Source organism: Yersinia alsatica, from assembly GCF_902170305.1.
Classification (GTDB): domain Bacteria; phylum Pseudomonadota; class Gammaproteobacteria; order Enterobacterales; family Enterobacteriaceae; genus Yersinia; species Yersinia alsatica.
Genome location: NZ_CABHWW010000007.1, coordinates 330,860 through 350,380 on the forward strand (window position 1 = coordinate 330,860; position 19,521 = coordinate 350,380).

The window sequence follows — 19,521 nt, forward strand, 5'->3', positions numbered from 1 at the left end:
CTCTCTAGAATCAAAGCGCTTTTCCGTTGTTCGCATCCCACAGAAAGGAACCGTTAATGTTCAAACGTACTTTAGTGACCTTCGTCGCCCTTTGTTCCCTAAGCGCCGTGGCGCCCGCAGCTTTAGCCGCCGGTGAGCCTCATGTGTTGTTAACAACGTCGGCTGGGAATATTGAGTTAGAGCTCAATAGCCAGAAGGCACCGGTTTCAACACAAAATTTCGTTGATTACGTCAACAACGGCTATTACAACAACACTATTTTCCACCGTGTTATTCCCGGTTTTATGATTCAGGGCGGGGGGTTTACTGCCGATTTCAAACAGAAAACCGCTAAAACGCCAATTAAAAATGAAGCGGATAATGGCCTGCGTAACTTGCGTGGCACTATCTCAATGGCCCGCACTGCAGATAAAGACAGCGCCACCAGCCAGTTTTTCATTAACGTGGCAGACAATGCTTTCCTCGATCATGGTCAACGTGACTTTGGTTATGCCGTGTTTGGTAAAGTGGTTAAGGGGATGGATGTGGTAGAGAAAATCTCCCAGGTTCCAACCGAAAACGCCGGCCCGTATCAGAATGTGCCGGTTAAGCCGATCACGATTATATCGGCAAAACTATTACCTTAAATTACCTTTCGTCCTTGACGTTGCAGGGGTGTTAGCTACGCTCACTTATCCAAATAACTTACTTCAGTAAGCTCATCGGGATAAGTTCACTTGCTGCCTACCTGCAACGCCAATGGCTTTGGGTAAATATTCGATCCCCGCCAAAAATTAGCTCGTCTACCCAAATAGGTTGCTTATAATCAAATATCTGACTCAGCTTGGGGTAGAACCATGAGTGAAGCACTGCTTATCGCGAAGGCGCAGCCAGCAAAGGATTTAGTCATTTTATCGGCACTGGCAAACCGCCATGGTTTAATTACTGGGGCGACCGGTACCGGTAAAACCGTCACCCTACAAAAAATGGCTGAGCAATTTTCTCGCATTGGTGTGCCGGTATTTCTGGCCGATGTAAAAGGCGATTTATCGGGCATTGGCGCTGAGGGGGTTGAGTCAGAAAAGCTACTGGCGCGGCTAGCCGCGATGGGTATCACTGACTGGCAACCACAAGCATGCCCCATTGTGCCTTGGGATATTTTTGCTGAAAAAGGCCACCCTATCCGCGCCACCATTTCTGATCTTGGCCCACTGTTGTTGGGGCGCTTGCTTGATCTTAATGAGGTGCAAAGCGGTGTCTTGCAATTGGTCTTTAAGATTGCTGACGACAACGGCTTGCTACTGCTGGATATGAAAGACTTGCGTGCCATCGTGCAGTTCGTGGGCGACAACGCGAAACAGTTCCGCACGCAATACGGCAATATTACCCCAGCCTCAATTGGTGCAATTCAGCGCGGTTTACTGACTCTGGAAGAGCAGGGTGCCAATCAATTCTTTGGCGAGCCGATGCTGGATATTCACGATTTAATGCAGACCGACAGCAATGGGCAAGGGGTTATTAATCTGCTGGCGGCTGATCGGCTGATTAATCAGCCCAAGTTATACGCCATTTTCTTGCTGTGGTTACTGGCCGAGCTTTTCGAGCAATTGCCGGAAGTGGGGGATGTCGAGAAGCCTAAACTGGTCTTTTTCTTTGATGAGGCTCATTTGTTGTTCACCGATGCTCCGACGGCGCTGGTGGATAAAGTTGAGCAAGTGGTGCGGCTGATTCGCTCCAAAGGTGTCGGCATCTATTTTGTGACACAAAATCCATTGGATATTCCAGATAAGATCCTCGGCCAACTGGGCAATCGGGTGCAGCATGCGCTGCGTGCTTTTACTCCACGGGATCAAAAAGCAGTGAAAGCGGCGGCACAAACCATGCGAGCAAACCCGGCATTCAGTGCTGAGCAGGTGATTACCGAGCTGGGTGTCGGCGAGGCACTCATTTCTTTCCTTGATGAGAAAGGGCGGCCCAATATTGTTGAGCGCGCTATGGTTATTGCTCCGCAATCCAAAATGGGCGCACTGGATGCCGCCGCACGTAATCACGCCATCAATCATTCGCCGCTTTATGGCCGCTACGAAGAGATGGTTGACCGCGAATCGGCGTATGAGAAATTATCTGCTGGTGGGTTCTCGACCTTAGGCGACTCGGCGGCAGGAGAAGCTCCTGCCTCTTCGCAATCTGCACCTAAGGGCGGCGGATTGATGGATGGGTTGAATGATTTGCTGTTTGGCTCAACAGGCCCGCGTGGCGGGAAACGTGATGGTATTGTTCAGACCGCGGCTAAAAGTATGGCGCGTGATTTGGGCCGACAAATTTTGCGTGGTGTTCTGGGGTCAATTACGGGTGGGCGTAAGCGTTAACCTGATTTTTTGGATATGAAATGCTGTTATTGATCGATAATTACGACTCATTTACCTACAACCTGTACCAATATTTTTGTGAATTGGGTGCAGAGGTAGTTGTTAAACGTAATGATAAAGTGCAACTAACTGATATTGAAGAACTCTCGCCTTCACATTTGGTGATTTCTCCCGGCCCCTGTACTCCCAATGAGGCCGGGATCTCGTTAGCGGCCATTCATCATTTTGCCGGTAAGCTGCCGATATTGGGAGTCTGTCTGGGCCATCAGGCGCTGGGGCAGGCCTTTGGTGCGCGCATTGTGCGGGCACGGCAAGTGATGCACGGTAAAACCACGGCCATTTGCCATAATGGTCAAGGGGTTTTCCGTGGCTTGAATCAGCCGCTGACGGTGACCCGTTATCACTCTCTGGTCATTGCCCCCGATTCATTGCCAGACTGTTTTGAAGTAACGGCCTGGACGGAGCAAGACGGGGTTATGGATGAGATTATGGGCATTCGCCATCGTACATTGCCCTTGGAGGGGGTACAGTTCCATCCTGAAAGCATTCTCAGCGAGCAAGGTCACCAATTATTGGATAATTTCCTTAAAAATTAGTTGGTTGATTTAGAATGGCTAATTAAGTGATTTTTTTGTTTGCCTGATTGTGATTTTTTATGCATATTTTGTGATTATATTTTCACATGCCAATAATTGGCAGCTATGCCCAATAGATTTCGAGTTGCAGGCAGCCAATAACCCTGCCGCTTGAAAGATGAAGGGTTTATCAGGGTGGACAGCGTAATGGCAGATAAATTAGCAGTAGACCGCAGTACATTCGATCAGGTGATTTTGCCTGTTTATGCACCAGCGCAGTTTATCCCAGTAAAAGGGAAAGGCAGCCGTGTATGGGACCAGCAAGGTACCGAATACATTGATTTTTCAGGTGGAATTGCGGTAACTGCCCTCGGTCATTGTCATCCTAAACTGGTTGAAGCTTTACACCAGCAGGGGGAAACGCTCTGGCATACCAGCAATGTCTTCACCAATGAACCAGCATTGCGCTTAGCGAAAAAACTGATTGATGCCACCTTCGCTGATCGGGTTTTCTTTGCCAATTCCGGTGGTGAGGCAAACGAAGCGGCCTTCAAGCTGGCGCGGCACTATGCCATTGAGCGCCATAGCCCTTATAAAACCAAAATCATTGCGTTCCACAATGCCTTCCATGGGCGCACTTTCTTCACGGTTTCTGTCGGCGGTCAGCCAAAGTATTCTGATGGTTTTGGCCCAAAACCGGCGGATATTGTCCATGTGCCATTCAATGATCTGGCGGCGGTAAAAGCAGTTATGGATGACCACACTTGTGCCGTGGTACTTGAGCCAATTCAAGGTGAAGGGGGCATAACCTCGGCCACTCCAGAATTTCTGCAAGGCGTACGTGCGCTGTGCGATCAACATAAAGCTCTGCTGGTGTTTGACGAAGTGCAAAGTGGTATGGGCCGTAGCGGTAAGCTGTTTACCTATATGCACTATGGTGTGACGCCAGATATTCTCACCACAGCCAAAGCACTGGGGGGCGGTTTCCCTATCAGCGCGATGCTCACCACAGAAGAGATTGCCTCAGTCATGGCTGTTGGTACCCACGGTACCACCTATGGTGGCAATCCGCTGGCCTGTGCGGTCGCAGAGGCTGCGCTAGATGTGATTAATACCCCTGAGGTACTTGATGGCATTGAACAGCGCCACGGCCTGTTTGTGCAAGCTCTACAAGACATCAATAGCCGCTATCATGTGTTCAGTGACATTCGTGGCATGGGGCTATTGATTGGTGCAGAATTAACGCCGCAATACCGTGGCCGCGCCCGCGAGTTCCTGACAGCAGCAGCAGCGAATGGTTTGATGATCCTTAATGCCGGGCCGGATGTGTTGCGCTTAGCGCCTTCGCTGGTGGTTGAGCTGGAGGATATCGAGCAGGGGATGGCGCGTTTGGCAACAGCCATCGCCAGTTTGGTTAATGCGCACTGAGTTACGGCGCAAGAAATCGTAATAAAGAGAGGCGCTTAGCCTCTCTTTTTGTTTTTAAACCTGATTAACTCTTTAGAATCTTATAACTTCCGGCTGCGCCAAATACCGTGGTGGGGCTGTTGCTGCCAGGCCAACGATGAAACCGTGTGCATCACACTGAGGTGCGACAAGATTCGGCGTAAATTACGTTCCAGCTCAGAGAGTTGCGTATCAGCATCAACATCAGGCATTTGGACAAAATCGTTATTCTCCTCACTGTTATCCGACTCCAGCCGCTGCTGACATTGCTGAATGGCAATCTCACATAACTGCAAGTAATCCTGCGCCTGCTTAATGCTCATCTGGCTATGACCATGTTCAGCCGTGGTGGTTGCTTCTGTTAACGGATGTTCTCGCGTCAGGATCGTCATTTCATTGATATGTCCGACAACAAGTTCGCTATGAGTGGCCCAAAGCCGCATATCAGCCAAGTATTTGGAGTTAAATCCCGGTTCTTGCATGGCCTGATTGAGTGAACTTAGCACTGCATTACTGGCTTTATTGACCTGAAGCCGCTCATAGGCCAGTTGCCCAATATTCGGGTTAGGGGTCAGCAACAATTGTAGGATTTTCTGGTATTTCTCCAATGCCTGATGGGCATTTTTACGCAGCAGGCCGCTTTGCCACTGAGGCCACAACCATAGGGCGCTGGCAAAGGCCAAAGCACAGCCTATCAAGGTGTCGAGCAAACGCGGAACTAAGAAGTCAGCCCCTTCGCCGGTCAATAACTGCAAGATATACACCGCAGTAATCGTTCTGCCGATTACGGATAAACCGTAGTTTTTGCGCTGTACCAGACTGGCGAGCAAAGTGATGAGCAACATAATGCTCAATGTCGTCCCTTCCGGCATCTGTAAGTGCAATAAACCCGCCGCCAATATCAGCCCAATGAAGGTGCCCATGGCACGGTGATGAATCCGTATCTTGGTGGCGTTATACCCGTTTTGCGTGACCAGCATCACGGTGAGTAAGATCCAGTAAGGTTTAGGTAAGTGGATCAGAGTACCGATGTAGCTCCCTGCGGCCAGCGTCACCCCCATGCGGGCGGCATCGCGAAATGGACTGGATTTAAACGATAAATAGCTGACGAATGCTGGCCAGAGAGGTTGGGATAACTGGCTGGCCATCAAGTCGCGGTCATATTGCGGACGGCGGTCACTCAGGATCTGGGTAACATGGCTGATGTGGTAATAGCAGAATTGCGCAACCGAATTGTCTGGATGCTGTTGGGCAATTTCTTCGAGTTCGACGAGTGCATCGCCAGCACTGAAATGTTCTTTCGCGCGGTGGTGGTAGAGAATATCGTCGGCAATGGTGCGCATCTGGGCCGAGATATTATCCATATTGCGGTGAAGCACCGTAATTATCGGGCTCTGGTCAATCAGCTCTTGCACTTTTTCTGGCTGATTGAGTGCCGCAGTAATGTGCTCCTGCAAATCGAGTGCCATCTGGAACAAGCCCACTAGCCGCTTTTGCTCAGTTTTAGTGGCATTCGATAACAAGTTAAATTGTTGATAAAGTTGATTAATTTTATCCATTATAGCTTGTTGCCTGTCGAGCAATGGCGGCATAGCTTTTTCTGGCTCAAGATGCTGGTCAAACAAACTGTATTTAGCATCGCAATAGTCAGCCAGTAAACGATAAAGCTGGCTCAGAGGCTCGCGGATGGGTTGATCTTTACAGAGCCGGAACCAGATCCAGGTAAAACCACCGTACCAGAGGGTCCCCACCGCACACATCAATGGTGCCTGCCAAATAGGTGCGCGCCCTACCATGCTGAGGCTGAATATGGCGGCGATCAGTGCGGCAGGTAACATGCGGCCATTGAGCGGGCTAATAGCACCAGAGACCCCGAGAGTGAGCGCCAACCCCAACATCACCCAAGGTAACGGAATATCCCACATCAGCAACTGCTGGGTTAGGAAGCTACTCAGGGTAAAAATGGTGCCGCCAATAATCAGGCGTCGGAAAAAATGTTGGTGTGGAGTATCTAGCGCGGCAATATTGCAGCATGCGGGTATCAGGGAGAACATTAATCCCAGCCGCAAATCGCCAATGGCAAAGCCCAATGCTGCGGGCAGGCAGAGAACCAATGTTTGGCGGAGTGCATAGTTAACTTCAGGATGATAAATAAGCCGTTGCCACTTCATGTAGGCCCCAGAAATTTATTAATCACACAAGCGAAGAAAACCAGTGCCGAGGGTAATCGGCACTGGTTTATGGGGAATTAACGGGTGCCGTAAACGACAATCGTTTTACCGTGTGCGGAGATCAGGTTTTGATCTTCCAGCATTTTTAGTATGCGCCCCACAGTTTCGCGGGAGCAGCCAACTATTTGACCAATTTCCTGGCGGGTAATTTTAATCTGCATCCCATCTGGGTGGGTCATGGCATCAGGTTGTTTTGCCAGATTAAGCAGCGTTTGTGCAATGCGCCCAGTTACATCAAGGAAGGCGAGGTTACCCACTTTCTCTGATGTAATTTGTAGGCGGCTCGCCATTTGTGAAGACAGGCGCATCAAGATATCTGGATTTACCTGAATCAGCTGACGGAATTTTTTGTAAGAAATTTCAGCCACTTCACAGGCGGTTTTTGCTCTGACCCAGGCACTACGTTCTTGGCCTTCTTCAAATAATCCAAGCTCGCCGATGAAATCTCCTTGGTTTAGATAGGAGAGAATCATCTCTTTACCTTCTTCATCTTTGATAAGCACCGCAACGGAGCCTTTCACGATGTAGTAAAGCGTTTCGGCCTTTTCACCTTGGTGAATTAGCGTACTCTTCGATGGATATTTGTGGATATGGCAATGAGACAGGAACCATTCGAGAGTCGGGTCTGTTTGTGGCTTGCCGAGAACCATTCGCTGTTATCCTCTGTTGTTATCGCTGCCTAACTTAACAGGGCTCAGAGTTCCCTGCACGGCGTGCTTATAAAATACACTTTCTCTTAGCATATTAATTTGCTCAACTGCCGAAAGGTATAGCCAAGATACGTACCGGATAGAAACCCTTCACTGAGTATTGATCACTACCCCACTTAATTCTAGAAACAACACTTTCGGTTCTGTTTGTAGCACAGGATGAAGCTACTGTCTTGTGTTGTATCGCTTCAGCATGATGAACATCGGGTTACATTGCCAGTTTGTAAATGAAAGGGTAGTCTGAATCAGAAAATTTAACCGGGAGCAAGAGTTATGCAGGCACGTGTAAAGTGGGTTGAAGGACTGACATTTTTGGGTGAATCCGCATCAGGTCATCAAGTTTTGATGGATGGTAATGCCGGAGACAAAGCACCAAGCCCAATGGAAATGCTATTAATGTCAGCGGGCGGCTGTAGTGCCATTGATGTCGTGTCTATTTTGCAAAAAGGGCGTAACGATGTGCGCGATTGCGAAGTGACGTTAACTTCACAGCGCCGGGAAGAAGCTCCGCGCTTGTTTACGCAAATCAATCTGCACTTTATTGTCAGTGGCAAAGGTTTGACCGACAAAATTGTTGAGCGGGCGGTTGAGCTGTCAGCTGAAAAATATTGCTCGGTTTCTTTGATGTTGGGGAAAGCGGCCAAGATTACCCACAGTTTTGAAATCCGCGAAATCGCGTAAGCAAACTCTACGTACTTGAAGCAGCGGAGATATTGGTTGCCACTTCAAGTACGTAGAAGATTAAATAATTTTCTTACCTTCCAACAGTTGCTGAACCAGCGGAGCCATGATCAGCTCCATTGCCAGCCCCATCTTGCCGCCGGGCACCACCAACGTATTGATATTTGATATAAACGACCCTTGCAGCATTGCCAGCAAGTAAGGGAAATCGATTTGATCCAAGCCTCTAAAATGAATAACAACGAAGCTTTCATCCAGCGATGGGATTGCTTTGGCGGCAAAAGGGTTGGAAGTGTCGACAGTGGGCACGCGCTGGAAGTTAATATGGGTACGCGAGAATTGGGGCGTAATGTAATTGATATAGTCGTCCATGGAGCGCACCACCGAATCCATCACCGCCTCACGAGAATGACCACGTTCGCCAGTATCCCGCACCAGTTTTTGAATCCACTCCAGATTGACTATTGGCACCACGCCGACCAGTAAATCTACATGTTTCGCCACATCATGATGCTCGGTCACGACACCGCCGTGCAGACCTTCATAAAACAGCACGTCGGTGGGTTCTGGCAGTGCCTCCCATGGGGTGAAAGTACCGGGAATCTGGTTATAGGGTACCGCTTCATCATAGGTGTGCAAATACTTACGTGAGCGCCCGGTACCCAACGCGCCATATTGCGAAACACTCTCTTCTAACTGACCAAAGTCATTGGCCTCTGGGCCAAAATAGCTAATATGCCGACCTTGATCCCGGGCCTTACGGATAGCGGCATCCATTTCGGGGCGGGTGTAGCGATGGAAGCTGTCACCTTCAATTTGCGCCGCGCGGATATTCAATTGCTGAAAAATCTTGCGAAACGCCAGGCTGGTGGTTGTCGTCCCTGCGCCACTTGAGCCGGTAACGGCTATAACCGGATGTTTAGTTGACATATTAGCTGTAACTCCATGGGGTTAGTTAACTCAGTGGACGGGCTGAAATTGCCTGTTTTTTTATGGTTAATGGTTATTTTTAGGGCAAACTCTCCGGCTTGTCACTCTGATTTTACTTAAAGGCTCGCGTGACAAGGCAAGGGCTATTGGGACTCTTCTGCTCCAGCACGAAATGCGCCGCGCGGCATAATATTGATGGTTTCGTGTAACTCAGACCACACTAATACCGCTTCACCACTGACCAACTGGCGGCGAACATCTTCGACTTTCTGCGCCAATGAGCGCTCGTGTTCACCGTAATCGGTACCTTCACGTAGGACAAAAGCTTCCAGCAAACTGTCCAGTGTTTCACTGTCGATTTGCTGCCAAGGGATCATCATGACTGCTGCTCCAGATAAGGGGAAAGCCAGGCTGGAATACGTTGTTCCAGCCACATTTGTGGGTGTTTTAATGAGCCGCCGACAAAACCGACATGGCCGCCATGCTCGGTTAACTGATAATCAATATTGGCCGGTAATTCGCTGAGATTGGGGATAACCTCGGCCGTCATGAATGGATCATCTTTGGCGTGAATGATAAGTAATGGGGTGGTAATTTGCGGCAATAACGGCAGCGCGCTGCAACGGCGATAGTAATCCACTGCATCATTAAAGCCATGTATTTTAGCTGTAATGACATCATCGAAATCTCTGATTCGCCGCAATCCTTTTAACTGCGCCAGATCCAGCGGCAAACTGCCAGGGTAATGTAACAGCTTACGCGTAGCGTTTAATTTCAACTGGTTCAATAGGTAGCGCTGATAGACGCGAGAGAATCCCTGCTCCATACGGTTGGCACAAGGCTCAAGCATGAGCGGCGCGGAAACCACAACCGCGGCCTGTAACAGGCTATCTTGCCGCTGTTCAGCTAAATAAAAGGCCAGCATATTGCCACCTAAAGAGAAGCCGACGGCAGCGGTAGGCACCTGACCATAGCTTTGCCGTAACCAACGCAGGAAGAAGCGCGCATCTTCTGTTTCACCGGAATGATAGATACGAGACTTACGATTTGGCTCGCCGCTACACCCACGAAAATGCATTACTACACCCAGCCAGCCTTTGGCCTGAGATGCGCGCAGCAAACCGTGGGCATAGGGGCTGTAAAAGTTTCCTTCCAGACCGTGGAATAACACCAATCTGGGCTTATCGCGCGCCAGCTCAGGGTTTTCACTCCAGGCCAGGTCAACAAAATCCCCATCGGGTAATTCCAGCCGCTGCCAAAAAGGTTGCAGTTGTACGCGCCGCCTGACCAGCCGTGGCAGCAGTGTTTGTAGGTGTGGATTACTGGCACCGACCAGCGGGCGGAATGTTTCATGCATATGGTGAATGAAAATCATGTAGTTGCTCTTGTGTGATCAATAGCACACTGTTAGCTTCATGGGTATATCGCGCATCATTTTGGGTGAGAGGCACCCGTCTCATGGAACTGAGTTTATTTCTTTCAATGATAGGTTTTCTTTGGGTTGCAGCTATTACCCCCGGCCCGAACAATATGTTACTGACCTCTGCCGGGGCCAATTTTGGCTTTATGCGCTCTATCTGGTTGATGCTGGGCATTATGTTGGGTATGCAGAGCATGCTGTTGTTGGTGGCGTTTGGGGTCGGCGGGCTGATTCTTATCTATCCATCCATTCACTTAATACTAAAAATTCTGGGTAGCCTCTATCTGTTGTGGTTGGCATGGAAAATTGCCACTTCGGCCTATGAAAAGTTGGAAACCAACGTCGCCCCGCCAAAACCGTTGCGTTTGTATCAAGGCTGGTTATTGCAATTCCTCAATCCAAAAGCCTGGTTGATGGGATTAGGTTCGGTCGCCAGTTTCAGTATGGCGGGAGCGGCCTATAATCATTCTATCGTCATGATAAGTCTTGGCATGTTTATGGTGAATTTGGTCGCTGGGATTATTTGGCTGGGGTTCGGCACCTTAATTGGCCGCCTGTTACGTAGCCGCCGCGCCTGGTTTACCTTTAATATTTCGATGGGCTTGCTGACGGCAGCCTGTGTGTTATTGATTTGGCATTAGTCGACCACTGGGGCTAAGTGATGGCTTATAACTATTTTCATGTTGATGCTTTTATCGGCGCAGGGCTATCTGGTAATCCCGCCGGGGTCTATTTGCTGAAAAAACCACTCTCAACAGCAGAGATGCAACGTATTGCCGCTGAGATTAATTTGCCAGAAACCAGTTTTGTGTGGGATGAAGGGGATAAATCGGCGATCCGTTGGTTTACCCCAGAACGTGAAGTGGATTTATGCGGCCACGGCACCTTGGCGGCGGCACATGTGATGTTCAGTCTGGTTAACCCCGCTTTGCACGATATCTGTTTTCGCAGTGCCAGTGGTGATTTGCATGTCAAGCGTGATGACAATGTTTTTGGCCGATTGTCGCTAGATTTCCCTTCATTACCTCCCGAGCAGATAGCTATTCCAACGCAGTTAGCAGCGCTACTCGGTGTGGACATTGAGCAGCTTTGGCAAGCAAAATCCCTGCTAGTGGTGTTGGCGAATGAGCAACAGGTTCAGCAATTACAGCCCGATATTGTCGCGCTGATTGCCTACACCGGCCGAGGGGTGATTGTGACGGCTCCCGGTCATCCCGATGATAAGGTTGATTTTGTCTCGCGCTACTTTAGCTTGGGTAGTAACGAAGATCCGGTGACGGGTTCTGCACATTGTACATTGATGCCCTATTGGGTGGCTCGCTTGGGAAGAACGTCACTGCATGCCCGCCAGATATCTGCGCGCGGAGGCGAATTATTCTGCACGTTAGCCGGTGATCGCACCTTGATTGCCGGAGATGCCCGCATATTTTTAAAAGGCGAAATCTCTCTCTAACTTGACGTTGTAGACTATCCATTCAGATTTTTCTTATCACATAAGGGAATAAAGAATATTTTTTTATTCCTTTTGTCGTATTGTTCCTTCAGGTATCACTGTCATCTCAGAGCGCCGGGTGCGCTCAGGGTCGCACTAATAGCGAATGACCGAGTTAAATGAGCGGAGTGAACCATGGCGATAACCTTTTCTTCTACCGCAACTCGCGGTCTCTTACGATCTGGCGGTGTACTCTTGGCTCTGTCACTGGTGGTGACCAGTGCGCATGCGGTTGATGTTACAGTGGCTTACCAGACGTCCGCCGAGCCGGCAAAAGTGGCTCAGGCGGATAACAGCTTTGCCAAGCTTTCTGGGGCCAACGTAGATTGGCGCAAGTTTGATAGCGGCTCCAGTGTGGTCAGAGCATTAGCTTCGGGTGATGTGCAGATTGGCAATATTGGTTCCAGCCCACTGGCGGTGGCCGCCAGCCAAAATGTCCCGATTGAAGTTTTCCTGCTGGCCTCACAGCTAGGCAGCTCTGAAGCGCTGGTGGTCAAAAAAGAGATCAAAACCCCGCAGGATTTGATTGGTAAACGGATTGCCGTGCCGTTTATCTCGACCACCCATTACAGCTTACTGGCGGCCCTGAAACATTGGGGTATCAAGCCAGATCAGGTCACTATCCTCAATTTACAACCCCCAGCTATCGCCGCTGCCTGGCAACGGGGAGACATTGATGGTGCCTATGTTTGGGCTCCAGCCGTGAATGAATTAGCCAAAACCGGCACGGTCTTGACCGATTCGGCCCAAGTGGGTCAGTGGGGCGCACCAACACTGGATGTTTGGGTCGTTCGTAAAGACTTCGCCAAAGCACATCCTGAAGTAGTGACCGCCTTTGCCCGCAGTGCATTGGCCGCTCAAGGGGCTTATTTGGCGCAACCAGAACAATGGCTCAAAAACGCAGAACATCTGGGCCAACTGGCGCGCTTAAGTGGTGTTCCTGCCGAACAAGTGCCGGAATTGGTGAAAGGCAATACTTACCTGCCGGTGGCACAACAGATAACACAGTTGGGCCAGCCAGTGGATCAGGCTATCCGTGATACTGCCGCGTTCTTGAAAGAGCAAGGCAAAATCCCGCAGGTTGCCAGTGATTATCGCGATTTCGTCACCGACCGCTTTGTGAAACAAGTTCAGGCAACACCGCAGTCTTAGGAGCCATCATGCTAAACGTGCACGGCCTGTGGGCCGAATATCAGGGCAAACCTGCCTTACAGGATGTGTCATTACAAATCGCATCCGGACAGTTGGTCGTGGTATTGGGGCCATCAGGCTGTGGCAAAACCACATTATTGAATTTGATTGCCGGGTTTATGGAGCCTTCAGCTGGCAGCATCACTCTGGATAATATTCCGGTTCACGGCCCAAGTGCCGAGCGGGGAGTGGTGTTCCAGCATGAGGGTTTACTGCCGTGGCGCGATGTGGTCAGTAATGTCGAGTTTGGCCTGCAACTGGCTGGCTTAAGCAAGCAGCAGCGGCGAGAAACCGCGCTAAAAATGCTGCATCGGGTGGGATTATCCGGGTTTGAACATCACTATATTTGGCAACTCTCTGGCGGGATGCGCCAGCGGGTGGGGATAGCACGAGCTTTGGCGGTTGACCCGCGCTTATTACTGCTGGATGAGCCTTTTGGTGCGCTGGATGCTTTTACCCGTGAGCAGATGCAAGAGCTGCTGCTGACTATTTGGCGCGATAGCGGCAAACAAATTCTGCTGATTACCCACGATATTGAAGAGGCGGTATTTCTGGCCAGTGAACTGTTGTTGCTCTCACCGGGGCCGGGTCGCGTGGTCGAGCGGCTGTCTCTGAACTTTGGTCAGCGCTATGCCGAGGGTGAAGCTTGCCGCAGCATCAAATCTGACCCAGAATTTATTGCTCGTCGCGAATATGTGCTGGGCAAAGTCTTCCAACAACGGGAGGCGATGATATGAGCCAGCACGGTACGTTACGCGACAGTGCGTTGCATCCTCAAGCTGGGTTGGATACACCGCGCTCAGCACCGACTGACCGCCAAAAAAACTCTCGCCGTTTGCCGGCAGCCAAAGGTTTTTGGCTCAGTATCGCCACACTGGCTAGTGTCATATTGTTGTGGTGGACAGTCACGGCATTACAGCTGATCAGCCCACTATTTTTGCCCGCTCCGCAGCAGGTGCTGCATCAGCTACTAGTGATCGCCAGCCCGCAGGGGTTTATGGATGCCACGCTATGGCAGCATCTGGCGGCCAGTTTAGGGCGCATCCTGATCGCATTATTAGCCGCCGTGGCGCTCGGAGTTCCTACCGGGATTGCCATGGGGCTGAGCAGCACGGTGCGCGGCGTGCTGGACCCGCTCATTGAGATTTATCGCCCAGTGCCGCCTTTGGCCTATTTGCCACTGATGGTTATCTGGTTTGGTATCGGTGAAACCTCAAAAATCTTGCTGATTTATCTGGCGATATTTGCCCCCATTACTTTGGCCGCCGTTGCGGGGGTACGTAGTGTGGCGCAGGTTCGGGTCAGAGCCGCGCGCGCATTGGGCGCTAGCCGCTGGCAGGTCTTATGGTTTGTGATACTCCCCAGCGCATTACCGGAAATCTTAACGGGTATTCGGATTGGGCTGGGAGTCGGTTGGTCGACGCTGGTGGCTGCGGAGTTAATTGCCGCCACGCGAGGGTTGGGCTTTATGGTGCAATCCGCTGGCGAGTTTCTCGCCACTGATGTGGTGATTGCCGGGATCAGTGTGATTGCCATTATTGCTTTTGGCATGGAATTAAGTTTGCGGGCGATCCAACGCCGATTAACGCCTTGGTATGGAGCACAACAATGAATGAACGTCTGGTAGTGACACCACTGGGGCCGCATATCGGCGCTTTGGTTGAGAATATTAATATCGCTCGTCCGTTGGGAGACGGCCAGTTTGAACAGCTCTATCATGCCTTGCTCAAGCATCAGGTGCTGTTTTTCCGCAATCAGCCGATTACACCGATACAGCAGCGTTTGCTGGCTAGCCGTTTTGGCGACTTACATATTCATCCGGTCTATCCACATACCAAAGAGTGTGAAGAAATTATCGTATTGGATACCCACGACAATAATCCGCCAGATAATGATAACTGGCACACTGATGTGACCTTCATCGAAAATCCGCCATTGGGTGCCATTCTGGCTGCCAAGCAGTTACCCCCCACCGGTGGGGATACTTTATGGAGCAGTGGGATAGCCGCGTATGAAGCACTTTCTGCGCCATTTAAACAGCTATTGGCGGGGTTACGGGCCGAGCATGATTTCGCCCACTCTTTCCCCGAGCATAAACATCGTGCAACGCCAGAAGAGCATCAGCGCTGGCTGTTAGCCAAAGAGAAAAATCCGCCGCTGCTGCATCCGGTGGTACGTACCCACCCGGTGAGTGGGCGTCAGGCATTGTTCGTCAATGAAGGATTCACCACTAGAATTGTTGAGCTGAGTGATAAAGAGAGTGATGCACTGCTGCGTTTTCTCTTTGCTCATACCACCAAACCTGAATTCCAGGTGCGCTGGCGCTGGCAGCAAGATGACGTCGCGATTTGGGATAACCGTGTCACTCAACACTATGCTAATGCTGATTATCTGCCGCAGCGGCGCATTATGCACCGTGCGACTATTTTGGGGGATCGGCCAGTCTATCGGCCTTAATGGGCTATTTTATTGGTTATTTTGAACTTGAGCAGTGCTCAAAATCCTCACGTACTGTCGGTACGCTGCGGTTTTTTGCGCGCTGTCTGCATCCAAACTAACGGCAACAATAACGCCCATTACTCGCTGTTTCTGACCGCGATTTTATTGGTTATCCAGTAGGGTGCGGGCAGCAGTTTCGACGGCATCGACGGTGATGTCTTCAACTTGCGGCCCGGCATGCAATAACACATGGCGCACTAATGGATACCAGCGCAGATACTTTTCTGGCCGCGACTCAAACAAGGCGACGACGGGTATCTGTAATGCAGAACTGATATGAACCGGCGCACTGTCGGCTGAAATAACCACATCCAATTGGCTTATCGCCGCAACAAACTCATCGACAGAAGGTGTTAACAAATAGCGCCCTTTTATGGTCGCCAGTTGCTGTTCACTCGGCGGCTCTTTGGGGTCATACAACACCACGATATCGGCCTGCTCGCTAAGATTCAGAGCCAATTGTTGCCACTTTGGCCAACTCCAGCGCCGTTGCGGGGACTTATTAGAGACGAATAACCCAACACGTGGCCGGACTTTTTCGCCTAATTCTGCCTGCCATTTTGCTTGCAATGAGGGTTCGGGGTAGATGAACAATCTGAGTTTATTGATATCCACTGACCCTAGCTCAGGCAGCAGTGCAAAACCGGAGAGTGCCTCATGGCGAATTGGCCGGTTGGCAACATGTTCAGGATTGCGGTCATCAAACTCGGTAGCAAGGGTGTGCCAGCGGCTATCGACCACATTCAATTGTTTGGCGAACTGAATGCTGTTTTTGTTCATACCGCCGTTCGGGATCACGAGTAAGTCAAAGCGCAAACGTCGCAATTGCCAAATCAGTGCCAGCCGGTCAAAAATGGCCTGAATCCTTCCTGCCTTTTGATTTCGTTCACATTGTTTACTGTAAACATAAGTGTGGACGACACTGACATCGGGGTTACGTGACAGTGCTTCCCGATTGTATTTATTGGCCAATACGTGAATTTCAGCCAAAGGCCAACGCTGTTTCAGTGCATGTAAGAAAGCAGTGGTGCATATCATATCGCCAAGGAAATCAATTCGGATGACCAAAATGCGCTGCATTTGTACTTCTTCCCAGAAATAGTTTTATGCCTTATTAAACATTAAAACCTTCTGAGTAATAACAAAAATAAGCGTTGATTTAGTCTATATTAAGATAATAAATTTTTTACTGTGCCAAAACGCAAGAAAGTCAGTGAGCAGTTTGTGCCGTTTTGGCACTCGCTACTCTCCTGTACCTCAATAAAATTGATGACGCAGCTAGTTACTCCGCTTCAAATATCTTGGTGATATTCTCCAACTGCTCTTGTGCGTCCAACCACTGCATTTCGGTCTCTTCCAGTTTGGATTTTACCTGCGTTTGCTGCTGTAGACATTGGGTTAAATCCGCCTTACGGGCAATATCGTATAATGCAGAGTCAGCCAATTGCTCTTCTATGGCGGTCAGTTCTGTACTGAGTTTATCCATCTGTTTTTCCAGCGTCATAATCTGCTTACGCAGTGGCTGGGTCTGACTACGAAACTCGGCATCACGGCGTTTTTGATCTTTACGTTGCTGCGCACTGTTGCCAGATAACTCTTTGGTTGGGTTATCTTGCTGACTTTGTTGACGCTGCAAATCCACCAGAAACTGTTGATAATCTTCTAGATCACCATCGAACTGCTCCACTTTGCCATCGTGCACCAGATAAAGGTCGTCGGTGGTGGAACGCAATAAATGACGATCATGAGAGACCACCACCAATGCGCCCTCGAAATCAATTAATGCTTCGGTCAGAGCCTGGCGCATATCAAGGTCAAGGTGGTTGGTCGGTTCATCCAGCAGCAACAGATTAGGGCGCTGCCAGATAATCAGCGCCAACACCAGACGTGCTTTCTCTCCGCCAGAGAAGCGGGCGGTCGGGTCAGTAACCTGATCGCCCTGAAAACCGTAGCCCCCCAGATAATCACGCAGTTGCTGTTCCGGCTCCTTAGGCGCCAGGCGGCTCATATGCTGTAGCGGTGATTCATCAGCGCGTAAGAATTCAAGCTGATGTTGGGCGAAATAACCCAGCTTAATCCCTTTGGACAGGCCAATTTCACCACTTTGTGGCTCTAAAGTCCCTGCTAACAGCTTAATTAGCGTTGATTTACCGGCACCATTGCGGCCTAACAAACCAATACGCGAGCCCGGCACCAGATTGAGTTTGATGGATTCTAAAATGGTGCGGTCGCCATAACCGGCACTGACTTTATCCATGCGTAGCAGCGGGTCAGGCAGGCTCTCGGGAGTGCGGAAACTGAAGTGGAATGGGTTATCCACATGAGCGGGCGCAATCAGCTCCATGCGCTCCAGCATTTTAATTCGACTTTGGGCCTGCTTGGCTTTGGTGGCCTGCGCTCGGAAACGGTCAATGTAACTTTGCAGATGCGCCACTTTCTCTTGTTGATGCTGATACATCGACTGTTGCTGTGCCAGTTTGGTCGCCCGCTGGCGTTCGAAGGATGAATAGTTACCGGTATATTCATTCAGCGTCTGCTGTTCAATATGTAAAATCTTATCAATAATAGGATCAAGGAAATCGCGGTCATGGGAAATCAGCACCAATGTACCGGAGTAGTTTTTCAGCCACTTCTCCAGCCAGATTACGGCATCCAAATCCAAGTGGTTGGTGGGTTCATCCAGCAGCAGTAAATCGGAGCGACAAATCAACGCCTGCGCCAGATTAAGGCGCATCCGCCAGCCGCCAGAAAACGAGCGCACCGGCTGTTGTAATTGATCTTGAGAAAAGCCCAGCCCGTGAAGCAAACTGGCGGCACGCGACTGAATGGTCCAGGCATGGATGGCATCCAGCTTGCCATGCACCGTCGCAATGGCATGGCCGTCATTTTTTTCGTTGGCGGCCTGAAGTTCGGCCTCCAACTGGCGATATTCGCGGTCACCGTCGATAACATACTCTATCGCCGGTACATCCAGTGCCGGGGTCTCTTGGTTAACCCAAGCCAGCGCCCAGTTACTGGGAAAAGTGGCATTGCCTCCATCGGCGCTCAATTCGCCTTTGAGCAACGCCAGCAGAGTGGATTTACCACAGCCGTTTTTGCCGACCAGCCCGACCTTTTGGCCAGGATTAATCGTTGCTGTTGCATTGTCCAGCAAGACGCGAGTACCACGTCGAATTTGTAACGAGGAAAAAACAATCATAGAGTGCCGTATGTTTAGAGTATGTTAATAGGGTATATACTCGTCATACTTTAAGCCACAGGGGTGTTGGCTGCGCGTTCTCGCCCCAGTCACTTACTCAAGTAAGCCCCAGGGGATTCGCACTCTTGCCACCTACCTGTAACTCTAATTATTTAGAGTAATAGAGTACCCATTTCAGTCTTTTTAGTCTTTGCGGAGCATGGTAACGGAAAAACCGGACCCTGACGACGCTTTGGAGGGGAATGATGTCGCAGCTGCCGAAGGTTTTGCTGTTGTATGCCCATCCGGAATCACAGGACTCGGTGGCAAACCGAGTTTTACTGCAACCGGTGCAGCAATTAGAACATGTCACTGTGCACGATCTCTATGCACATTATCCGGATTTCTTTATTGATATTCACCACGAGCAGCAATTGCTACGTGAACATCAAATTATTGTATTTCAACACCCTCTTTATACCTACAGCTGCCCGGCCTTGCTGAAAGAATGGCTGGATCGTGTGCTGGCGCGTGGCTTTGCCAATGGTGTCGGTGGGCATGCCCTGACGGGGAAATATTGGCGTTCGGTAATTACCACCGGCGAGCCGGAAGGCGCTTATCGGACGGGGGGATATAATCGCTACCCGATGGAGGATATTCTGCGGCCTTTCGAATTGACGGCAGCTATGTGCCATATGCATTGGATGAATCCGATGATTATTTACTGGGCGCGGCGTCAAAAGCCGGAAGTCTTAGCCAGCCATGCGCAAGCTTATGCGCAGTGGTTGCAGTCACCGCTGCCGACGGGAGGGCACTGATA

At 50.2% G+C, this 19,521-nt stretch carries 19 protein-coding genes; 12 read left to right on the forward strand and 7 right to left on the reverse strand.

Annotated elements, in window-relative coordinates; translation table 11 throughout:
- The first annotated feature begins 56 nt into the window (after nucleotides 1-56).
- The 4 genes from ppiA to argD all read left to right on the forward strand — a co-directional run bounded on the left by ppiA (nucleotide 57) and on the right by argD (nucleotide 4,351).
- The gene (ppiA, locus tag FTA96_RS03305) at nucleotides 57-626 is read left to right on the forward strand and encodes a peptidylprolyl isomerase A (protein WP_050109993.1); all 570 of its coding nucleotides are present in this window, start codon (nucleotides 57-59) and stop codon (nucleotides 624-626) included.
- Between the two features lie 210 nt (nucleotides 627-836).
- Nucleotides 837-2,348 (forward strand): helicase HerA-like domain-containing protein, encoded by a 1,512-nt coding sequence (locus FTA96_RS03310; protein ID WP_050136110.1) that lies wholly within the window; start codon nucleotides 837-839, stop codon nucleotides 2,346-2,348.
- A 20-nt stretch (nucleotides 2,349-2,368) separates the two neighbouring features.
- On the forward strand, nucleotides 2,369-2,944 hold the full coding sequence (locus FTA96_RS03315; protein WP_050109995.1) for an aminodeoxychorismate synthase component II: 576 nt from the start codon (nucleotides 2,369-2,371) through the stop codon (nucleotides 2,942-2,944).
- Nucleotides 2,945-3,130: 186 nt separating this feature from the next.
- Nucleotides 3,131-4,351, forward strand: coding sequence for a bifunctional acetylornithine/succinyldiaminopimelate transaminase (gene argD / locus FTA96_RS03320; RefSeq protein WP_050123749.1), 1,221 nt, complete (start codon nucleotides 3,131-3,133; stop codon nucleotides 4,349-4,351).
- A gap of 80 nt (nucleotides 4,352-4,431) precedes the next feature.
- On the opposite strand, the gene FTA96_RS03325 is transcribed toward argD, so the two are convergent.
- Together FTA96_RS03325 and crp are read right to left on the reverse strand one after the other, a co-directional pair.
- On the reverse strand, nucleotides 4,432-6,540 hold the full coding sequence (locus FTA96_RS03325) for a YccS/YhfK family putative transporter (RefSeq protein ID WP_145573173.1): 2,109 nt from the start codon (nucleotides 6,538-6,540) through the stop codon (nucleotides 4,432-4,434).
- Nucleotides 6,541-6,617: 77 nt separating this feature from the next.
- Entirely contained in the window at nucleotides 6,618-7,250 is a 633-nt protein-coding gene (gene crp / locus FTA96_RS03330; protein ID WP_005186183.1) for a cAMP-activated global transcriptional regulator CRP, read from the reverse strand.
- A gap of 333 nt (nucleotides 7,251-7,583) precedes the next feature.
- On the opposite strand from crp, the gene FTA96_RS03335 reads away from it, so the two are divergent.
- Nucleotides 7,584-7,991 (forward strand): OsmC family protein, encoded by a 408-nt coding sequence (locus tag FTA96_RS03335; protein WP_004709292.1) that lies wholly within the window; start codon nucleotides 7,584-7,586, stop codon nucleotides 7,989-7,991.
- Nucleotides 7,992-8,051: 60 nt separating this feature from the next.
- Here FTA96_RS03335 and FTA96_RS03340 read toward each other — a convergent pair whose 3' ends face one another.
- The 3 genes from FTA96_RS03340 to FTA96_RS03350 all read right to left on the reverse strand — a co-directional run bounded on the left by FTA96_RS03340 (nucleotide 8,052) and on the right by FTA96_RS03350 (nucleotide 10,278).
- A complete protein-coding gene (locus FTA96_RS03340; RefSeq protein ID WP_004709290.1) occupies nucleotides 8,052-8,921 on the reverse strand; it encodes a phosphoribulokinase in 870 nt (289 codons plus the stop codon).
- Nucleotides 8,922-9,064: 143 nt separating this feature from the next.
- The gene (locus FTA96_RS03345; RefSeq protein ID WP_050136107.1) at nucleotides 9,065-9,301 is read right to left on the reverse strand and encodes a YheU family protein; all 237 of its coding nucleotides are present in this window, start codon (nucleotides 9,299-9,301) and stop codon (nucleotides 9,065-9,067) included.
- Nucleotides 9,298-10,278 carry a hydrolase gene (locus FTA96_RS03350; RefSeq protein ID WP_050110032.1) on the reverse strand — a complete coding sequence of 327 codons (981 nt, stop codon included), beginning with the start codon at nucleotides 10,276-10,278 and terminating at the stop codon, nucleotides 9,298-9,300. Before FTA96_RS03350 ends, FTA96_RS03345 begins: the two co-directional genes overlap by 4 nt.
- A 101-nt stretch (nucleotides 10,279-10,379) precedes the next feature.
- Between FTA96_RS03350 and FTA96_RS03355 the strand changes: the two genes are divergently transcribed.
- The 6 genes from FTA96_RS03355 (at nucleotide 10,380) to tauD (ending at nucleotide 15,481) form a co-directional block, all read left to right on the forward strand.
- On the forward strand, nucleotides 10,380-10,982 hold the full coding sequence (locus tag FTA96_RS03355; protein ID WP_050109999.1) for a LysE family translocator: 603 nt from the start codon (nucleotides 10,380-10,382) through the stop codon (nucleotides 10,980-10,982).
- 20 nt (nucleotides 10,983-11,002) lie between these two features.
- Nucleotides 11,003-11,794 carry a PhzF family phenazine biosynthesis protein gene (locus tag FTA96_RS03360; RefSeq protein ID WP_050110000.1) on the forward strand — a complete coding sequence of 264 codons (792 nt, stop codon included), beginning with the start codon at nucleotides 11,003-11,005 and terminating at the stop codon, nucleotides 11,792-11,794.
- Nucleotides 11,795-11,968: 174 nt separating this feature from the next.
- On the forward strand, nucleotides 11,969-12,985 hold the full coding sequence (gene tauA, locus FTA96_RS03365; protein WP_186372842.1) for a taurine ABC transporter substrate-binding protein: 1,017 nt from the start codon (nucleotides 11,969-11,971) through the stop codon (nucleotides 12,983-12,985).
- A gap of 8 nt (nucleotides 12,986-12,993) precedes the next feature.
- Entirely contained in the window at nucleotides 12,994-13,761 is a 768-nt protein-coding gene (gene tauB / locus FTA96_RS03370; RefSeq protein ID WP_145573175.1) for a taurine ABC transporter ATP-binding subunit, read from the forward strand.
- Entirely contained in the window at nucleotides 13,758-14,636 is an 879-nt protein-coding gene (tauC, locus tag FTA96_RS03375) for a taurine ABC transporter permease TauC (protein WP_145573177.1), read from the forward strand. Before tauB ends, tauC begins: the two co-directional genes overlap by 4 nt.
- Complete coding sequence (gene tauD, locus FTA96_RS03380; RefSeq protein ID WP_050110004.1) at nucleotides 14,633-15,481, forward strand: taurine dioxygenase; 849 nt, start codon at nucleotides 14,633-14,635, stop codon at nucleotides 15,479-15,481. The genes tauC and tauD overlap by 4 nt, the downstream gene beginning before the upstream one ends.
- Nucleotides 15,482-15,625: 144 nt before the next feature.
- Here the strand turns inward: tauD and FTA96_RS03385 are convergent, their stop codons facing one another.
- Both FTA96_RS03385 and FTA96_RS03390 read right to left on the reverse strand, forming a co-directional pair.
- Complete coding sequence (locus tag FTA96_RS03385; protein ID WP_145573179.1) at nucleotides 15,626-16,603, reverse strand: glycosyltransferase family 9 protein; 978 nt, start codon at nucleotides 16,601-16,603, stop codon at nucleotides 15,626-15,628.
- Nucleotides 16,604-16,805: 202 nt separating this feature from the next.
- Entirely contained in the window at nucleotides 16,806-18,722 is a 1,917-nt protein-coding gene (locus FTA96_RS03390; protein ID WP_050110006.1) for an ABC transporter ATP-binding protein, read from the reverse strand.
- Between the two features lie 245 nt (nucleotides 18,723-18,967).
- Between FTA96_RS03390 and kefG the strand changes: the two genes are divergently transcribed.
- The gene (gene kefG / locus FTA96_RS03395) at nucleotides 18,968-19,519 is read left to right on the forward strand and encodes a glutathione-regulated potassium-efflux system ancillary protein KefG (RefSeq protein WP_050110007.1); all 552 of its coding nucleotides are present in this window, start codon (nucleotides 18,968-18,970) and stop codon (nucleotides 19,517-19,519) included.
- Nucleotides 19,520-19,521: the final 2 nt, after the last annotated feature.

What these genes read in the sequence shown, in the direction of transcription:
- tauB (WP_145573175.1), top strand. Translation starts at nt 12,994, where the DNA reads ATGCTAAACGTGCACGGCCTGTGGGCCGAATATCAGGGCAAACCTGCC.
- FTA96_RS03325 (WP_145573173.1), bottom strand. Translation starts at nt 6,540, where the DNA reads ATGAAGTGGCAACGGCTTATTTATCATCCTGAAGTTAACTATGCACTC.
- FTA96_RS03345 (WP_050136107.1), bottom strand. Translation starts at nt 9,301, where the DNA reads ATGATGATCCCTTGGCAGCAAATCGACAGTGAAACACTGGACAGTTTG.
- FTA96_RS03360 (WP_050110000.1), top strand. Translation starts at nt 11,003, where the DNA reads ATGGCTTATAACTATTTTCATGTTGATGCTTTTATCGGCGCAGGGCTA.
- ppiA (WP_050109993.1), top strand. Translation starts at nt 57, where the DNA reads ATGTTCAAACGTACTTTAGTGACCTTCGTCGCCCTTTGTTCCCTAAGC.
- argD (WP_050123749.1), top strand. Translation starts at nt 3,131, where the DNA reads ATGGCAGATAAATTAGCAGTAGACCGCAGTACATTCGATCAGGTGATT.
- FTA96_RS03335 (WP_004709292.1), top strand. Translation starts at nt 7,584, where the DNA reads ATGCAGGCACGTGTAAAGTGGGTTGAAGGACTGACATTTTTGGGTGAA.
- FTA96_RS03355 (WP_050109999.1), top strand. Translation starts at nt 10,380, where the DNA reads ATGGAACTGAGTTTATTTCTTTCAATGATAGGTTTTCTTTGGGTTGCA.
- FTA96_RS03315 (WP_050109995.1), top strand. Translation starts at nt 2,369, where the DNA reads ATGCTGTTATTGATCGATAATTACGACTCATTTACCTACAACCTGTAC.
- FTA96_RS03385 (WP_145573179.1), bottom strand. Translation starts at nt 16,603, where the DNA reads ATGCAGCGCATTTTGGTCATCCGAATTGATTTCCTTGGCGATATGATA.
- tauA (WP_186372842.1), top strand. Translation starts at nt 11,969, where the DNA reads ATGGCGATAACCTTTTCTTCTACCGCAACTCGCGGTCTCTTACGATCT.
- tauD (WP_050110004.1), top strand. Translation starts at nt 14,633, where the DNA reads ATGAATGAACGTCTGGTAGTGACACCACTGGGGCCGCATATCGGCGCT.
- kefG (WP_050110007.1), top strand. Translation starts at nt 18,968, where the DNA reads ATGTCGCAGCTGCCGAAGGTTTTGCTGTTGTATGCCCATCCGGAATCA.
- FTA96_RS03310 (WP_050136110.1), top strand. Translation starts at nt 837, where the DNA reads ATGAGTGAAGCACTGCTTATCGCGAAGGCGCAGCCAGCAAAGGATTTA.
- FTA96_RS03340 (WP_004709290.1), bottom strand. Translation starts at nt 8,921, where the DNA reads ATGTCAACTAAACATCCGGTTATAGCCGTTACCGGCTCAAGTGGCGCA.
- tauC (WP_145573177.1), top strand. Translation starts at nt 13,758, where the DNA reads ATGAGCCAGCACGGTACGTTACGCGACAGTGCGTTGCATCCTCAAGCT.
- FTA96_RS03350 (WP_050110032.1), bottom strand. Translation starts at nt 10,278, where the DNA reads ATGCATGAAACATTCCGCCCGCTGGTCGGTGCCAGTAATCCACACCTA.
- crp (WP_005186183.1), bottom strand. Translation starts at nt 7,250, where the DNA reads ATGGTTCTCGGCAAGCCACAAACAGACCCGACTCTCGAATGGTTCCTG.
- FTA96_RS03390 (WP_050110006.1), bottom strand. Translation starts at nt 18,722, where the DNA reads ATGATTGTTTTTTCCTCGTTACAAATTCGACGTGGTACTCGCGTCTTG.